This window comes from Caballeronia arvi (assembly GCF_001544695.2).
In the GTDB taxonomy this organism is placed as follows: domain Bacteria; phylum Pseudomonadota; class Gammaproteobacteria; order Burkholderiales; family Burkholderiaceae; genus Caballeronia; species Caballeronia arvi.
The window spans coordinates 192,611-208,751 of sequence record NZ_FCOM02000011.1; the positions used below are offsets into that span (position 1 = coordinate 192,611).

A 16,141-nucleotide genomic window follows, 5' to 3' on the forward strand; every position below is an offset into this window, starting at 1 on the left:
TAGCAGGAGCAGAACATGATGCGCGATCAGGCCACGTTCGAGCCGACCTCAAGCCGTGTCACCCAGCCGCAATTCTGGGGGACGCTGCCCAGGCGCTGGGATTGCGATACCGACGAGACACTCGTCTGTTGTCACGTGCGGCAAGAAACGCACGACGTAAAGAGCTTTTTCTTCAAGGCGCCCGGCGAACGCACGTTCGCGTTCCAGCCGGGGCAGTTCATCACGCTTGAACTCGATATCGACGGCGAGCAGATCAATCGCTGCTACACGATTTCGTCGCCGCCGACGCGTCCGCACACCATCTCCATCACGGTGAAGCGCGTGCCGGGCGGTCCGGTGTCGAACTGGCTGCACGACAACATGGTCGCGGGCACGACCGTGCGCGTGCTCGGGCCGGCGGGCGAGTTCACATGCGCGCGTCATCCGGCGCGCAAGTATCTGTTTCTGTCGGCGGGTTCGGGCATCACGCCGCTCATGTCGATGAGCCGCGCGCATCACGAGCTTGGCGACGATGCCGATATCGTCTTCGTGCATAGCGCGCGCACGCCGGACGACATCATCTTTGCGCGTGAGCTGGATCTGATCGCGTCGAATCACAAGAACTTCCGTACTTCGTTCGTCTGCGAGCGCCTGGGCGCGCGCACGAACTGGCCGGGCGTGACGGGCTTTCTGACGCTACCGCTGCTGAAGCTGATCGCGCCGGATTTTCTGGAACGCGAAGTCTTTACGTGCGGTCCTGCGCCGTATATGAAGGCCGTGCGCGATCTGCTCGATCAGGGCGGTTTCGATCGCAAGCAGTATCACGAGGAAAGCTTCTCGTTCGGTGTCGTCGAGGAAGTGGCCGCGGAACTCACGACCGCGCATGTCGCCGATGCACTCGCCACGCAGACGGATTTCGTCGAAGCGCGTGAAGAAGCGATCGGCTTCGCGCCTGTTGTCGATGAGCCTGTGCCTGTCGAGGAGCCGGTTGAAGAGTCCGTGATCGAAACGAAGTTCAAGGTCAACTTCGCGAAGAGCCGGCGCGATATCGAATGCGGCAGCGGCGAGCACGTACTCGATGCGGCGAAGAAGGCGGGCGTCCGTTTGCCTTCGTCGTGCACGCAGGGCATGTGCGGAACGTGCAAGGTGAAGCTCGTCTCCGGCGAAGTGAGCATGAATCATGCGGGCGGCATTCGTCAGCGCGAGATCGATCAGGGCATGGTGCTGTTGTGTTGCAGCAAGCCGTTGAGCGACCTCGTCGTCGACAAATAAAAATCGAAGGTTCCCCGAATGGGGGAGACAGGCAATGAAGCGTCGTTTCTGGACAATTGAGTGTCGGAAAAGTGCGCTACGGGCCAATTCTGGCTGGTGATTCTGTTCACTACACGGCGTGGGCCGCTAAGGGGAAACTGAATGAAACCGATGAGAAGAATGCTCGTTCTCGGCGCGATGTCTGCCGCCTTGACCGCGAGCTTTGTGGCGAGCGCCGCTGACAAGCCGACCATCAAGATCGGTTACGTGGAAGGCTGGGACGATAGCGTGGCGACGTCGAACGTTGCTGCGCGCATCATCGAAAAGAAGCTGGGTTATCCGGTGCAGCTCGTGCCGGTCGCGGCGGGCGTGATGTGGCAGGGCGTCGCGCGCGGCGATCTGGATGCGACGCTGTCGGCGTGGCTGCCGGTGACGCACGGCGCGTACTGGAACAACTTCAAGTCGAAGGTGCAGGATCTCGGTCCGAACTTCGAGGACGCGAAGATTGGCCTGATTGTGCCTGAGTATGCGAATGTGTCGAGTCTTTCCGATCTCGAAGCGAAGAAGGCGGAATTCGATTCGCGCATCGTCGGGATCGACGCTGGCGCGGGTGTGATGCAGAAGACTAGCGAGGCTATCAAGGCTTATAACCTCGACTACAAGTTGCTGCCGAGTTCGGGTTCAGCGATGACGGCGGAACTGGCGCGTTCGGAAGCGGCGAAGAAGCCGATTATCGTGACGGGCTGGAAGCCGCATTGGATGTTCGCGAAGTACAAGCTGAAGTTTCTGGATGATCCCAAGAAGGTTTTTGGGGAAGCTGAGCATGTGGATAGCGTCGTGAATCCCGAGCTTGAGAAGAAGGCTCCGCCGGTGGTGGCTTTTTTGAAGAAGTTTCAGTGGAAACCGGGTGAGATCGATAGCGTGATGCTTGCGACGCAGAATGGGGAGAAGCCGCAGGCTGCGGCAGATGCCTGGATTAGCGCTCACGGGGATCGCGTGGATTCTTGGACTAAGTAAGGGTTTTTTTGCGTTGGGCAACGCTGGCACCGTGGGGGATTTGTCCTTGCGGTGCTTTTTTTTGTTTTGTTTGTGCTTCTATGGAATCCTGAATTCGTGTTGGTCTATTAGCGTTGCCCCTCCCCGGGGCGGGGGTAACTTTCTTTGCTGCTGCAAAGAAAGTCACCAAAGAAAGCAGCTTTTCCCATCCAAAGTGCCTCACGCCGGCCGCGGCACAGGCGATTGGCTGAATGGAACCCGGAGTAGCGAGTGTTCCCGCAAAACTCGCGGGGCGTGGATCGCGCACGGTCTGACAAGCTAGTACCCAAAGGCCGCCGGTTCAGCACGAAATAGCTTCGGCACAGCGCTACGCGCTGCCGCGGGGCCTGCAAGGGAAACCAACTAGGAACGAATGCAGTGAGATAGAGGCGAGCAAACCCGATTGACCGGACGGCCGCGAAGCGGGCTGGAGCTTGCAAGGGCTGCGCCAGCGCCCTAAGCGCCGCGATGTATCAGACCGTGCGCGATCCAAGCCCGGTGAGACCTTCGAGGGCACTCGCTACTCCGGGGTCCATTAGGTCAATCGCCTGTGCCGCGGCCGGCGTGAAGTGCTTAGGCTGGGGAAAGCTGCTTTCTTTGGTGACTTTCTTTGCAGCAGCAAAGAAAGTTACCCCCGCCCCGGGGAGGGGCAACGCTAATAAACCGACACGAAAACGGGATTCAACGCTCAACGCAATACGACAGTCCTTTCCCCATTAATAAAAACCCGCCGCTCGACAAAAGCCTTAACCGCGCGCGCAAGCGTAATGCACTCCACATCCCGCCCGGTAGCCAGCAACCGCTCCGGACTATAAGAATGGTCGACCCGTTCAACTTCCTGCTCGATAATCGGCCCTTCATCAAGATCATCAGTCACGAAATGCGCCGTCGCACCAATCAGCTTGACCCCGCGCGTATGCGCCTGATGATAAGGCTTCGCCCCCTTGAACCCCGGCAAGAACGAATGATGAATATTGATCGCGCGCCCCGCGAGCTTGCGGCTCGTTTCACCCGAAAGAATCTGCATATAGCGCGCAAGCACCATCAACTCCGCCCCCGACGTCTCGAACAAATCGAGCAAACGCGCTTCCTGCTGCGCCTTGGTATCGGCGGTGATCGGCAGATGATGAAACGGCAAGCCATGCTGCTCGGCCAGCGGCGCGAAATCCGGATGATTCGACCCGATGCCGACGATATCCATCTTCAGCTCGCCCATGCGCCAGCGGAACAGCAGATCGGCGAGACAGTGCTCCAGCTTCGACACCATGATGAGCACCTTCGGCCGCACAGCGAGATCGTGCATCGCCCAGGTCATCGCGAAACGCTCCGCGATGGGCTCGAATTCGCGCTTCAGCATCGCCAGATCGAGCGCTTGTTCAACCGAAGCACCATGAAACACACAGCGCACGAAAAAGCGCTCGCTCAGATCGTCGTCGAAGACGGTGAATTCGTCGATATAGCCGTGATGCCGCTCCAGAAACCCGACAATGGCAGCGACCTGCCCCGCCGCGCTCGGGCACGAAACGGTAAGCACCAGTTGATCAAAGCGGGAATCGGCGGCCATGCGTGCTCCACATTCGAATGGTTGCAGCGCCGCGAAATGCGGCAAGCGTACGCGCTAGTAAAGCAAACGCGCGTGCTCTCCGTATAGAAGCGAACCGCCGCGCCGATAGTACGAAAACGTCAGCCGACCACCTCGCATTCGTCCAGCAGCCACTCGCTGAACGCGCGCACCGCCGCCGACGGCTCGCGCGGCGTGACCAGAACATAGCCGCGATCGGTGATGAGCGGGGTATCGCAAAGCGCGACGAGCTGGCCCGTCGCGATCAGTTCATCGACGAGCGGCGCCCAGCCGAGCGCCACGCCCTGTCCCATCACCGCCGCATGCGCGACCAGCGCGTAACTGTTGAACGTGAAGCCGCCATGCGTGGGCGGCGCGGCCAGGCCGTGCGCCTCGAACCAGCCGCTCCACGAAAGCCAGCGCTCCGGAAACGTCGGCTCGAGATGCAGCAGCGGCAGCGAGAGAAGATCGGCGGGCGAAACAGGCCCGCTTCTGCCCGCGACGAGCGCCGGGCTGCACACCGGCATCACGCGTTCAGGCAGCAGCTTGACCGCGCTTTTCGCGCCCCAGTCGGTGCGTGGCTCACCGAACGCGATGAGCACGTCCGCATGATCGCCCGATGCGCTCGGCAGGCTCTGCGACGTGATGATCTTCACATCGACATCGGGCATCAGCGCCTTGAATTGCTGCAGGCGCGGCATCAGCCAGTATGTGGCGAAGCCGAAGTCCGTCGACAGCGTGAGCGTGCGCTGCGCGTGACGCGAACGGATATCGGCGGTGGCGGCGCGGATCACGTCGAGGCCCTGACGCACCGCATCGAAAAGACGCGCGCCGTCTTCCGTCAGCGTGACGCCGCGATGCCCGCGCTCGAACAGCGCCGCACCCAGCGATTCCTCCAGTTGCACGACCCGCTGGCTCACGGCGGGCTGCGTCGAGCCGAGCTCGCGCGCCGCAGCCGTGAAGCTCGCGAGACGCGCGGCGGATTCGAACATCAGTAACGCCTGCATCGGCGGCAGACGGTCCGGCCGCGGCATAACTCCCCCTTATGAACGCATAACGTTTTGCTGTCTTCACAGACGCGAATTGAACGGCAATAGTGATGTTCAACGCTCGTCGAAACATTCGAGCCGGTTTATTTCGATTCTATGCGAGGCACGCTTTCATGCTTGAGACGAAACAAAATATCCTTGTGCTGATGGCCGATCAGCTCACGCCCTTCGCACTCTCCGCATACGGCAACCGTGTGACGAAGACGCCGCGTATCGATGCGCTCGCGCGCGAAGGGGTCGTGTTCGAATCCGCGTATTGCGCAAGTCCGTTGTGCGCGCCTTCCCGCTTTTCACTTCTCGCGGGCAAGCTGCCTTCGAATATCGGCGCTTACGATAACGCCGCCGAATTCCCGTCCGAAACGCTTACCTTCGCGCACTATCTGCGCGCCGAAGGTTATCGCACGATTCTCTCGGGAAAGATGCATTTCTGCGGCGCGGATCAGTTGCACGGCTTCGAGGAGCGTCTCACGACCGATATCTATCCCGCCGATTTTGGCTGGACGCCCGACTGGCAGAACTTCGACGCGCGCCCGACGTGGTATCACAACATGAGCTCCGTGATCGACGCCGGTCCATGCGTGCGAACGAATCAACTCGACTTCGATGACGAAGTGACCTTCACGGCGCGTCAGAAGCTCTTCGATATCGCGCGCGAGCGCCACGCGGGCAAGGACGCGCGGCCGTTCATGATGGTCGCGTCGCTGACGCATCCGCACGACCCGTATGCGATTCCACGCAAGTACTGGGACATGTATCGCGATGAAGATATCGACATGCCTTCGTATCGCGATTCGTTCGAAGCATGCGATCCGCATTCGAAGCGCCTGCGTCACGTGTACGAAGCGGATCGCACGCCGCCGACCGAGCGGCAGATCCGCAACGCGCGGCGCGCGTATTACGGCGCGGTGTCCTACGTCGACGATCAGTTCGCGTCGATTCTCGAAGCGCTCGAACAGGCGGGCCTCGCCGACGATACGATCATCGTCGTCACGTCGGATCACGGCGAGATGCTCGGCGAGCGCGGCCTCTGGTACAAGATGACGTTCTTCGAAGGCGGCTGCCGCGTGCCGTTCATCGTGCATGCGCCGAAGCAGTTCCGCGCGCATCGCGTGGCGGATTCCGTCTCGCATCTCGATGTGCTGCCGACGCTCGTCGAGTTCGCGCGCGGAGAAGCGCCGCAATCATGGCCCGATAGCATCGATGGCCAAAGCCTCGTGCCGCATCTCACCGAATCGGGCGGCCATGACGAAGCCATCGGCGAATACCTTGCGGAAGGCGCGATCGCGCCCATCGTGATGATCCGGCGCGGGCGCTTCAAATTCATTCACACGAGCGTCGATCCCGATCAGCTCTACGACGTGAAGGCCGATCCCTTCGAGCGCGAGAATCTCGCAGGCGACGAGCGCCATGCCTCGCTGGTCGCCGACTTACGCACGGAAATCAAAAACCGCTGGAATCTCGACGCCTTGCATCAGGACGTGCTGACGAGCCAGCAACGTCGCCATTTCCATTTCGCCGCGACGACGCGCGGCACGATTCAATCATGGGACTGGCAACCGCATGTCGATGCGAGCCAGCGCTACATGCGCAATCACATCGACCTCGACGATCTCGAAGCGATGGCGCGTTTTCCCGCCGTCGAGCATTGAGGCGCGCTTCGCATCATCACCCCACTTCCGACAGGAAAGCACCATGAAAAAGGGCTTCATCCATGCGCTCTTCGCCGCCGCGCTCAGCTGCTGCGCGGCATCTCTCGCGCTGGCCGCCGAGCCGCCATCGTGCACGCAGGTGCGCATGGCCGGACCCGGCTGGACCGATATCGACGCCACCAACGCAATGAGCGGCATCGTGCTGAAGGCGCTCGGCTATCGGCAGAACGTCGCGAACCTGTCGGTGCCGATCACGTATCAGGGCATGAAGAAAGGGCAGATCGACGTCTTCCTCGGCAACTGGATGCCTGCGCAGGCGCCGCTCGTGAAACCGTTCTTCGAAGAGAAATCGATCGGCGTGGTGCGCCCGAATCTGTCGAACGCGAAGTTCACGCTGGCCGTGCCGGACTACGTCGCAGCGGCCGGCGTGCATTCGTTCGCGGACCTCGCGAAGAACGCCGACAAGTTCGATAACCGCATCTACGGCATCGAGCCGGGTGCACCCGCGAATCAGAACATCAAGCGCATGGTCGATGACAAGGCGTTCGGTCTCGGCGACTGGAAAGTGGTCGAATCGAGCGAAACCGCGATGCTCACGCAGGTGGATCGCGCAGTGCGCGACAAGAAATGGATCGTGTTTCTCGCGTGGGAACCGCATGTGATGAACACGAAGTTCAAGCTCGCCTATCTCGATGGCGGCGACAAATACTTCGGCCCGAACTACGGCGGCGCGACGGTGAATACGGTGGCGCGCAGCGGCTATGAACAGCAATGCCCCAACGTGGGCAGGCTATTCAGGCAGATGGCGTTCAACGTCGATCTGGAAAACGGCGTGATCACCGAAGTGCTGGAGAAGAAAACCAATGTCGATGCCGCCGCCACGGATGCGTTGAAGCGCCATCCGGAACTGCTGAAATCGTGGCTCGATGGTGTGACCACGGCGAGCGGCGGCAACGGGCTCGAAGCCGTTCAGACCGCGCTCGGCGTGAAGTGAGGAAGAGAAACGCGCGCGCTCAGCCGAGCTGCATGCTTGCGCGATCCTGTGCGGCCATCAGCGCGGCGCGCATGGGCGTCTGGATCGCGACGAAATGCACCATCAGGCTGTCCGCCTGCTGAAAGTACCACGGCGTGTTGATGGTCATGCAGTCCAAACCGTGTTCGAGTTTCCAGCCGAGACGGTCCGTCAGCAGGTTCGCGATGATGGTTTGATCGCCGCCGTTCGCATACGTGCTCGACTTGTCGGGCGCCGCGCTCACGTGCGCATGAATCTCGTCGACGAAAGCAAGGGTCGCGGGCTTGCGGCGGAAGCCGAGCACGCCGGCATTGATGACCCACGAGCCGATGTCATGCGCAACGAGGATGTCGCGCCCGGCGAGCACCGGTTCGAGCTGCTTCTTGTGATCGAAGAACAGGATGTCCGCATCGATCCAGATCGCCCACTCATGATCCGGCAGATGCTTGCGCAGGAACCACGGCTTGAGCCACGTTCCCGACGTGCCCGGCCCGACTTCGGCGGGCGTCTGTCGATAGACGTACAGCGTATAGCCGTGGCGCTCGCAATAGCGGCGCATGTTCTGTTCGGCGATGGCGCCATACGCGCGCACGTTCGGCGTGTAGTAGGTGACGAGCGCGATGGGCTTGCCGGGGTTGTAGACGCTGTGCTCCGTATCGTCGACGGCGGACTGAGCCGCGAACTGGAAGAGCGGCGCGCTCTTCTGCTGATAGTCGTTGATGTGTTCGGCGAGCATGTCGCGAAAGCTCGACGGAATCCCGCCGTACACGGCTTCCTCGCCGAGCACGATGGTCCAGAGGTTGGAGAATTGCGCCCAGACCGGTTCGAAACGCGGACCGCAATGCATCGTTGCCATGATGCCGTCGCGCTCGCCGTGCGCCTCGATGTAGTCGAGCGCTGAAAGAAGCTCGACTTCGTTCAGCGCCTCTTTGCCGATCTTGCATCGATCGATGTAGTGAACGACGAGGCTCCGGACATCCGCCGTGTTGCGCCAGATCTGCACGTCCGTCTGGTGCGCTTCCGCTCTGCCCGAAACGGCCATGAGCGCGTGCTGACGACCATCGGCGACAGGTTCGACGGGATGCATATTGAGCACGATGCAGTCTTCGCTCATGCAGACGAGCAAGGCCATGTCGGGCATTCGGCGCAGGTGATGCAGGATCGCTTCGTACTTGAGCAGCAGTCGATGCGAATCGCTGCGGATGCCGGCCATCGAGACCGTCGCATGCTCGTAACCCATGCGGGAAGCGTAGTGCTTGTGATTGATGAGGACTTCGGGTGCGTCGACGTGGAGGAGGCTCAGGCAGCGTGTGGTCATGTCGTTCGGATCGAAAACGTGTCTTGCGGTGATGCGGTTTTTTTACAGATTCGGAGTATCCGGACCGGTGACCGGGAGGGCTATCGGGCATGTCCGAAATAGAGAGAGTTCGAAAGCCGAAAAGAAACACTGCATTGCATTAGTCGCAACTGGACAGATTTCCGTCGCAATCGGTCGAGCCGCGACATATATGGAACCTTATTTTTGAATGTGTCGACGCAGCGATCGATCGCGTCGGGCAGCAAGTCGAACGCAGTCAGTCTTCGGTAGTTTCCGCAAGTGTCATCGCGATATGCCTTCGCGCCGTGCGCGTGAGGCACGGCATCGCTTTTTCCAACGCAACACAGATCTGGATCAGCAAAGGACGAGCACATGAGAAGAAGACATGCCGCGAAGATTGCAGGCGTCGCGTTCGCAGCGGGCGCGGCGAGCGTGCCGATGGCGGCGCACGCGCAAAGCAGCGTGACGCTCTACGGCATTCTCGATGCGGGCATCACCTGGGTGAGCAACACGGGCGGCTCGCACGTCGTGAAGTTCGACGACGGCATTTCCTACGGCAACCGCATCGGCTTTCGCGGCGTCGAAGATTTGGGCGGCGGCCTGCAGGCGGTGTTCGTGCTCGAATCGGGCTTCCATCTGGGCAACGGCCAGTACGCGTTCGGCGGCGCGGAGTTCGGGCGGCAGGCGTATGTGGGCCTGAAGAACCAGTGGGGCACGTTCTCGCTCGGCAATCAGCTCGATATGACCGAGGAGTTCGTCTATCTCTACAACATCTCCGCATGGGCGAGCGGCTATGCGATTCACCAGGGCGACTTCGACCGCATGAATGGCGACCGCCTGCCGAATTCGGTCAAGTTCCTGTCGAACGATTTCGGCGGCTTCACGTTCGGCGGCATGTATTCGTTCGGAAATCAGGCGGGCAACTTTCATCGCAACAGCGCGTGGAGCGTGGGCGCGCACTATGCGGCGAGCACCTTCAACCTCGGCGCGGCCTATACGCAGTTGAACAACCCCAATGGCATCTATGCCTTCGATCCCTACGCGATGATCGGCGCACGCACGTTCCTCGGCCAGCCGACCGTGTCCGTCGATCCGACGACGGGCGCAGTCACTGATCTCTACAGCGCGAACCCGTTTCCCGTCGACAAGCAGGGCGCGTTCGCGGTGGGCGCGGCGTGGACCATCGACAAGCTGATGCTGTCGGGCAACTTCACGTACACGACGATCAAGGGACTCGGCCAGACCTCGCACATGCAGGTGTACGAAGCCGGCGCGTCATACAGCTTCATGCCCGACCTGAACCTGTACGGCGGCTATCAGCACACGCGCTTCGAAGGCAATCACTGGAATCAGGGTTCGCTCGGGCTGCACTATCTGCTGTCGAAGCGCACGGATGTCTATGTTTCCGGCGATTATCTGCGCGCGTCCGGTCCGATCGATGCGGTGATCGGCTACAGCTTCACGCCGTCGTCGTCGAATACGCAGGCCGATGTGCGTATCGGCATGCGGCACTCGTTCTAAGCCGCAGCGAGCCGCGCGGGAACGACGGCGCGCAATGCGCTGCGGTCCTGCCGCGGGCTCGTGTTGAAGCGCACGCGATACGTGCGCGAAAAGTGCGACGGCGATTCGAATCCGCACGCGACGCATACTGCGAGTATCGACATGTCCGTCTGCTGAAGCAGCTCACGCGCGCGGGTGAGGCGCAGGCCGAGATAGAAATGCGTCGGCGTGTCCTTCAAGGAAGCGCAGAAGAGCCGTTCGAGCTGACGCCGCGTCACGCCGATGGTTTCCGCCAGCGCGTCGGGCGACAGCGGCTCTTCCATGTTCTCCTCCATCAGCTCGATCACCTGGATCAGCTTCCGGTTGTGGATGCCATAGCGCGCCGCGATCTGCAGCCGCTGATGATCCGAGCGCTGCCTGATGCGTCCCAGCACGAACTGCTCCGACACCTGCGCGGCGAGGCTCGCGCCATGCTCGCGCGCGATCACGTCAAGCATCAGATCGATCGATGCCGTGCCGCCCGCACACGTGATGCGCCGCGTATCGATCTCGAAGAGCTCCTGACTCGTCTCGATGGCCGGATAGCGTTCCGCGAACGCCGCGGCCGCTTCCCAGTGCAGCGTCGCGCGCTTGCCCGCGAGCAGACCCGCTTCCGCGAGGATGAAGCTGCCGGTGTCGATGCCGCCGAGCGTTGCGCCCGTGCGATCGAGCCGCTTCAGCCAGTCGCCGATTGCGCGCGTATAGCGCGACAGCGGCTCGAAGCCCGACACGACGAACACCGTGCGCGCATCGCCGACGCTGTCGAACGCGCCTTCCGCATTGAGCGAGATGCCGTTGCTCGCGGCGACCGGGCCGCCATCGACGGAAAGAATATGCCAGCGATACAGTTCGCCCGCGAAGCGATTGGCGACACGCAGCGGCTCGATCGCGGACATGAATCCGATCGACGAAAACTCGGGCAGCAGCAGGAAATGGAAATCGTGCGGAGCGGACATCGGATCGATCTTGAAGGCGGGTCGAAGAGCGGTCGTCCACGTTATCAAGCGCAAGAAGCGCGCGCAATCCGGCGCGCCCCGAAGGGCGGCCGGATTCTGATGGTGCGAACGTGCGTTCAGCCGCTCTTCAGTCGCTCGCGAGCGCGTTCGTGAGCGTCTCCGCGACCGTGGCGAGATGCGGCTCGACGACGAGATCGGTATGCCTGCCGTCGACCTTCATGACGCGCAAGCCGTGCTTTGCGACGCGCTGCCAGACCGGCAGCGGATCGCCGTACGAATCGTCGAGCAAGGTTGCGCGGACATAGACGATCGGTCCGCCGTCGTAGCGGCGCGGCTTGTAGTTCGTCATCGCGACGCGCATCGACTCACGCACGCGCAGAAGCGCGGGCGGCAGGCCGGCCAGCTCGGCGGAAGGCTCGGACGCCTGCCCGCCGATACCCATGCGCCCGCGCACGCGATCGGTGATCGCGGCGGCCTTGCCGCGCACATAGCCCAAGCGCCCGCGCGCATCGAGCGAACGCAGTTCACGCAAACGCTCTGCGACCAGGCTCGCCTGATGGCGCGTCCATTGCGAGAAGGGCAGGCAGTGCTCGTGGACGTAGGTGTCGAGCAGACAGAGCATCTCGATCTTCTCGCCCGCCGCGACCAGCTGCTGCGCGATCTCGAACGCGATCAGGCCGCCGAACGAATAGCCGACGAGCGCATACGGTCCGTTCGGTTGCACTTCGCGCATGCGCCGCACATAGCCGCGCGCCATTTCCTGGACGCTGTGCTGCGGCGCTTCATCGCCATCGAGGCCGAGCGCCTGCAAGCCGTAGACGGGCCGCTCGTTTTGCAGCATGCCCGCGAGCGTGAGGCACTCCATCACCGAGCCGGTGATGCTGTGCAGCATGAAGAGCGGCCGGCCGCTGCCCGCGCGCATCTGCACGAGCGTGGAGTTGCCCGCGCACGCGTCCGGATCGGCGGCGAGGACGGCGGCGAGCCGCGCGATAGTCGGCGCGACGATCATCGTCGAAAGCGGCAGGGTGCGGCCGGTGGCGCGCTGCACGTCGTTCAGCATGCGCGCGGCGAGCAGCGAATGGCCGCCCAGGTCGAAGAAGTTGTCGTCGCGGCCGATCGGCGAGAAGCTGAAATGTTGCTCCCAGAGCGCGCAGAGATACGCCTCGATCTCCTCCACCGATTCGCCCGGCGCGGGCAGATCGCGCTTCACGCGCGTGAGCGACGGATGTTCGCGGATCGGGTCGAGACATTCGGGGTTCGCGAGCGACGACACATTGCGCGCGGGCAGGCCGTTGACCGCATCGCGCGCGGCTGCTTCGGACGGCTTGTTGTTGTGCGTGACCGGCAAACCGTCGACCTGAACGATCACGTCCGGCACGAGCGCGGTCGAGCCCTGGCGCGTGAGATCGCGGCGCACGCGCGCGGCGAGCGCCGCATTCAGTTGCGCGCCCGCCCGCAGCACGAGCAGGAGCACGATGCGCTGGCCCGCGTCGCCCGCGTTGGCGCCGGTCTGCGGCACGACCATCGCACGAAGAATTTCGGGAATCCCGCTCAGGATGCGATAGATCTCGCCCGGACTCACGTTGATGCCGCGCACGTTGAGCACGCCGTCGCTGCGGCCGTGCAGGCGCGCCGAGCCTTCCGGCGAGAACTCGATGACATCGCCGTGCGTCCACACGCCTTCGTTCGCGGCGAAGTAGGCCTTGTGAAAGCGCGAGCCGTCGTCGTCGCCGAAGAAGCCTAGCGGGCGCGACGGGAACGGATTCGTGCAGACGAGCTCGCCCGGCATGATCGTGCTCGCGCCCTGATCGAACGCCTGCACGGCGAGACCGAGGCTTCTGCACTGTGCTTCGCCGGCGAAGACGGGCAGGTTCGGATTGCCGAGCACGAAGCAGCCGATGATGTCCGTACCGCCCGAAATCGATTGCAACTGCAACGGCTTCACGTGCTCATTGACCCAGCGGAACTGCGAATCATAGAGCACGGCGCCCGTGGACATCATCGCGCGCAGGCTGGAGAGGTCGAGTTGCGCGGCCGGCTCGATGCCCGCATCCTCGCTCATCTTCAGATAGGCAGGACTCGTGCCGAAGACGGTCGCGCGCTCGTTGGCGATGAGGCGCCAGAGCGTATCGACGGCGGCGACGGGGCCGTCGTAGGTGATGATCTCGACGCCCGACGCGAGCACCGACAGTTGCCAGTTCCACATCATCCACGAGCAGCTCGTGTGGAAGAAGAGCTTGTCGTCGGGGCCGAAATCGCTGTGCAGCCGATGCTCCTTCACGTGTTCGAGCAGCGTGCCGCCCGCGCCGTGCACGATGCATTTCGGCTTGCCCGTCGTGCCCGACGAAAACATGATGAAGAGCGGATGATTGAACGGGAAGCGCTGCCACGAGAAGCGCGTCGCGTCGCCGCGCATGATCAGCGAGCGCAGTTCGTGCTGGCGCTGCGTCACGGAGCTCGGCAGTTCCGTTTCATCGAGACACACGATGTCCGTCAGCGACGGCAACTGCGCTGCGACCGCGGCGACATGCCCCGAGATGGAGCCGCCCGTGTCGAACGGGCGTTGCGCCGTGTGCGCGAACAGCATCGTCGGGTCGAGCGGCGCGAAGCGGTCGAGTATGGCCTGCACGCCGTTTTCCGGCGCGGCGGTGGACAGCGTCGCGCCGAGCGCGGCCACGGCGAGCGCGACGGTAATCGCGTCGCCGTCGTTGCGCATGATCGCGACCACGCGATCGCCGGATTTCAGCCCGAGTTCGGAGAGCGTCTGCGCGAGGCGCACGACGCGCTCGCGCAGCTCGCCGCGCGTATAAGCGATGCGGCGGCCGTCCGCGTAGCACGAGGTGAGCGCGGGGGCGTCGTCGGGGGCGATGCGTTTGCCGAGCAGATTTTCGGCGTAATTCAATTCGACGTTGGGAAAGAACCGCGCTGTTTCGCACTGGTTGCCAATGCAGACTGGGTCAATGGCACCCGACCATTCGAGGTCGGGAACCGATTCGAGAAAACATTTCCAGAATTGCCGGTATTCACGCGCCGAATAAGCGTGTAATTGTGAATAATTGATGAAACGCTCGCCGCTCGCTTTTTCGAACGCCTGTGTGAAGACGGTCATGCGCGATGTCAAGACTTGCTCGGCGGAAGGTTGAAAGAGCGCTTCGCGTTCATAAAAGCGCGAGCGTTCACGGATGGCGTCCTGACGGTCCATGTCTCGGATAACCCTTTGTATTTGGAGTGTTTTAATTAGCAGTCTGCTCGGCGACTATCGCAGGAAATCTTGGCTTCCTATGTCCGCGCCGGTGCCGGAGACGTGCGTATCCCTCTCGATCAGATTAACCCGAGAAAAACGCCCGTAACGTGCGGATTACCACAAAGCCCACGGCGTTTCGGCAAAAGTTGGCCTTGCGCAAATGCGGCTATATATGATCTGGATTCCGAAAAACGGCAAGAAATACCCCGCTGCTTCAGCCGACGATTTCAATCAGCATTAACACTATTCAGGAGCGGACGAAACGTTTTTGAAAGGATGTGCGCTGACTTAAAGCAAAAGAAGGGGCAGGTCGCAAGCAGTCAAGTCGCGGTCGCAAGCGGACGTTCGGACGCTTTTATGCGGCGGTACTTTCTCATCACGCCAGCACTCGAACCGGCGCATCGATTCAACATTCAACGGAAGCCACGTCATGAGACATCGCCTTATTTCGAACCTGCTCGTTGCCGGCGCCTGCGCTGCCGCGCTCGCCGCCACGCAGGCCGCGCATGCGCAGGGCGCGGAGGACGCGAGTTGCCGCACGGTGCGCTTCGTCGATATCGGCTGGACCGACATCACGTCGACGACGGCGCTTGCGTCGGTCGTGTTCGAGGGGCTGGGCTATGCGCCGCGTACGACGGTGGCGTCGGTGCCTATATCGCTGGCGGGTTTGAAGAGCAAGCAGATCGACGTATCGCTTGGTTACTGGTGGCCGGTGCAACAGAAGGCGGTCGAGCCATTCCTCGAACAGAAGAGCATTCAGAAGCTGGAACCGCCGAACCTTTCCGGTGCGAAGGCCACGCTTGCCGTGCCGAGTTATGCCTATGACGCGGGCATCAAGACGTTTGCGGATATTGCGAAGCATCGCGATGAGCTGGGCGGCACGATTTACGGCATCGAGCCTGGCAGCAGTGCGAATGCGAAGATCAAGAAGATGATCGACACGAATCAGTTCGGCCTTGGCGGATTCAAGCTCGTTGAATCGAGCGAGGCGGGAATGCTGGTGACGGTCGGGCGCGCGGTGCGTGAGAAGAAGCCGGTTGTGTTTTTGGGCTGGGAGCCGCATCCGATGAACATTCAGATGAAGATCAACTATCTTGCCGGCGGCGATGAAGTGTTTGGGCCGAACTATGGCGAGGCGCGGGTTTATACGTTGACGAATACGGACTTTCTGGCGCGGTGCCCGAATGCGGGGAAGTTTGTTTCCAACCTTCGTTTCACGACTGATCTCGAGAATCGGCTGATGCAGCCTGTCATGAATAAGGAGCGGCCTCAGGAAGCGGCCAAGGCTTATCTGAAGCAACACCCGCAGGTGTTGGATGCCTGGCTTGCGGGGGTCAAGACTGTGGATGGGAAGGATGGCCTGCCGGCGGTTAGGCAGTATCTCGGGCTCTGATTTTTTTGGTTTTGATTTTTCGCCGGATCCCGTTTTGTTTTTGGATTATTAGCTTCGCCCCTATGCGGGGCGGCAGTCACTTTCTTTGCTGCTGCAAAGAAAGCAACTGTATTGAGAGTCAAGGTTTGAAGCGCAAAAGATCATGGTTTGGAGGG

The 16,141-nt window shown here is 61.8% G+C and carries 11 protein-coding genes; 6 read left to right on the forward strand and 5 right to left on the reverse strand.

Annotated elements, in window-relative coordinates; translation table 11 throughout:
- The first annotated feature begins 15 nt into the window (after positions 1 to 15).
- Positions 16 to 1,251, forward strand: a complete 1,236-nt coding sequence (locus tag AWB74_RS15895; protein WP_061147695.1) for a hybrid-cluster NAD(P)-dependent oxidoreductase — start codon at positions 16 to 18, stop codon at positions 1,249 to 1,251.
- A gap of 141 nt (positions 1,252 to 1,392) precedes the next feature.
- Positions 1,393 to 2,247 carry a glycine betaine ABC transporter substrate-binding protein gene (locus AWB74_RS15900; RefSeq protein WP_061147696.1) on the forward strand — a complete coding sequence of 285 codons (855 nt, stop codon included), beginning with the start codon at positions 1,393 to 1,395 and terminating at the stop codon, positions 2,245 to 2,247.
- A gap of 706 nt (positions 2,248 to 2,953) precedes the next feature.
- Here AWB74_RS15900 and purU read toward each other — a convergent pair.
- Complete coding sequence (gene purU, locus AWB74_RS15910) at positions 2,954 to 3,829, reverse strand: formyltetrahydrofolate deformylase (RefSeq protein WP_061147697.1); 876 nt, start codon at positions 3,827 to 3,829, stop codon at positions 2,954 to 2,956.
- A gap of 119 nt (positions 3,830 to 3,948) precedes the next feature.
- Positions 3,949 to 4,860, reverse strand: coding sequence for a choline sulfate utilization transcriptional regulator (locus AWB74_RS15915; RefSeq protein ID WP_061147698.1), 912 nt, complete (start codon positions 4,858 to 4,860; stop codon positions 3,949 to 3,951).
- Between the two features lie 128 nt (positions 4,861 to 4,988).
- Here AWB74_RS15915 and betC point away from each other — a divergent pair, with 128 nt between their 5' ends.
- Positions 4,989 to 6,524: a choline-sulfatase gene (gene betC / locus AWB74_RS15920; protein WP_061147699.1), complete on the forward strand. Its 1,536-nt coding sequence runs from the start codon at positions 4,989 to 4,991 to the stop codon at positions 6,522 to 6,524.
- Positions 6,525 to 6,567: 43 nt separating this feature from the next.
- Complete coding sequence (locus AWB74_RS15925; RefSeq protein ID WP_061147700.1) at positions 6,568 to 7,518, forward strand: choline ABC transporter substrate-binding protein; 951 nt, start codon at positions 6,568 to 6,570, stop codon at positions 7,516 to 7,518.
- 19 nt (positions 7,519 to 7,537) lie between these two features.
- On the opposite strand, the gene AWB74_RS15930 is transcribed toward AWB74_RS15925, so the two are convergent.
- Entirely contained in the window at positions 7,538 to 8,854 is a 1,317-nt protein-coding gene (locus tag AWB74_RS15930) for a glycosyltransferase family protein (RefSeq protein WP_061147701.1), read from the reverse strand.
- Positions 8,855 to 9,226: 372 nt separating this feature from the next.
- On the opposite strand from AWB74_RS15930, the gene AWB74_RS15935 reads away from it, so the two are divergent.
- A complete protein-coding gene (locus AWB74_RS15935) occupies positions 9,227 to 10,375 on the forward strand; it encodes a porin (RefSeq protein ID WP_061147702.1) in 1,149 nt (382 codons plus the stop codon).
- Here the strand turns inward: AWB74_RS15935 and AWB74_RS15940 are convergent.
- Together AWB74_RS15940 and AWB74_RS15945 are read right to left on the reverse strand one after the other, a co-directional pair.
- Positions 10,372 to 11,349 carry a GlxA family transcriptional regulator gene (locus AWB74_RS15940; RefSeq protein WP_061147703.1) on the reverse strand — a complete coding sequence of 326 codons (978 nt, stop codon included), beginning with the start codon at positions 11,347 to 11,349 and terminating at the stop codon, positions 10,372 to 10,374. The two genes, AWB74_RS15935 and AWB74_RS15940, sit on opposite strands and share 4 nt — an antisense overlap.
- Positions 11,350 to 11,476: 127 nt before the next feature.
- Complete coding sequence (locus AWB74_RS15945) at positions 11,477 to 14,551, reverse strand: acetoacetate--CoA ligase (RefSeq protein WP_061147704.1); 3,075 nt, start codon at positions 14,549 to 14,551, stop codon at positions 11,477 to 11,479.
- A 472-nt stretch (positions 14,552 to 15,023) separates the two neighbouring features.
- Here AWB74_RS15945 and AWB74_RS15950 point away from each other — a divergent pair, with 472 nt between their 5' ends.
- Positions 15,024 to 15,986 carry a choline ABC transporter substrate-binding protein gene (locus AWB74_RS15950; protein WP_407642446.1) on the forward strand — a complete coding sequence of 321 codons (963 nt, stop codon included), beginning with the start codon at positions 15,024 to 15,026 and terminating at the stop codon, positions 15,984 to 15,986.
- Positions 15,987 to 16,141 lie beyond the last annotated feature (155 nt).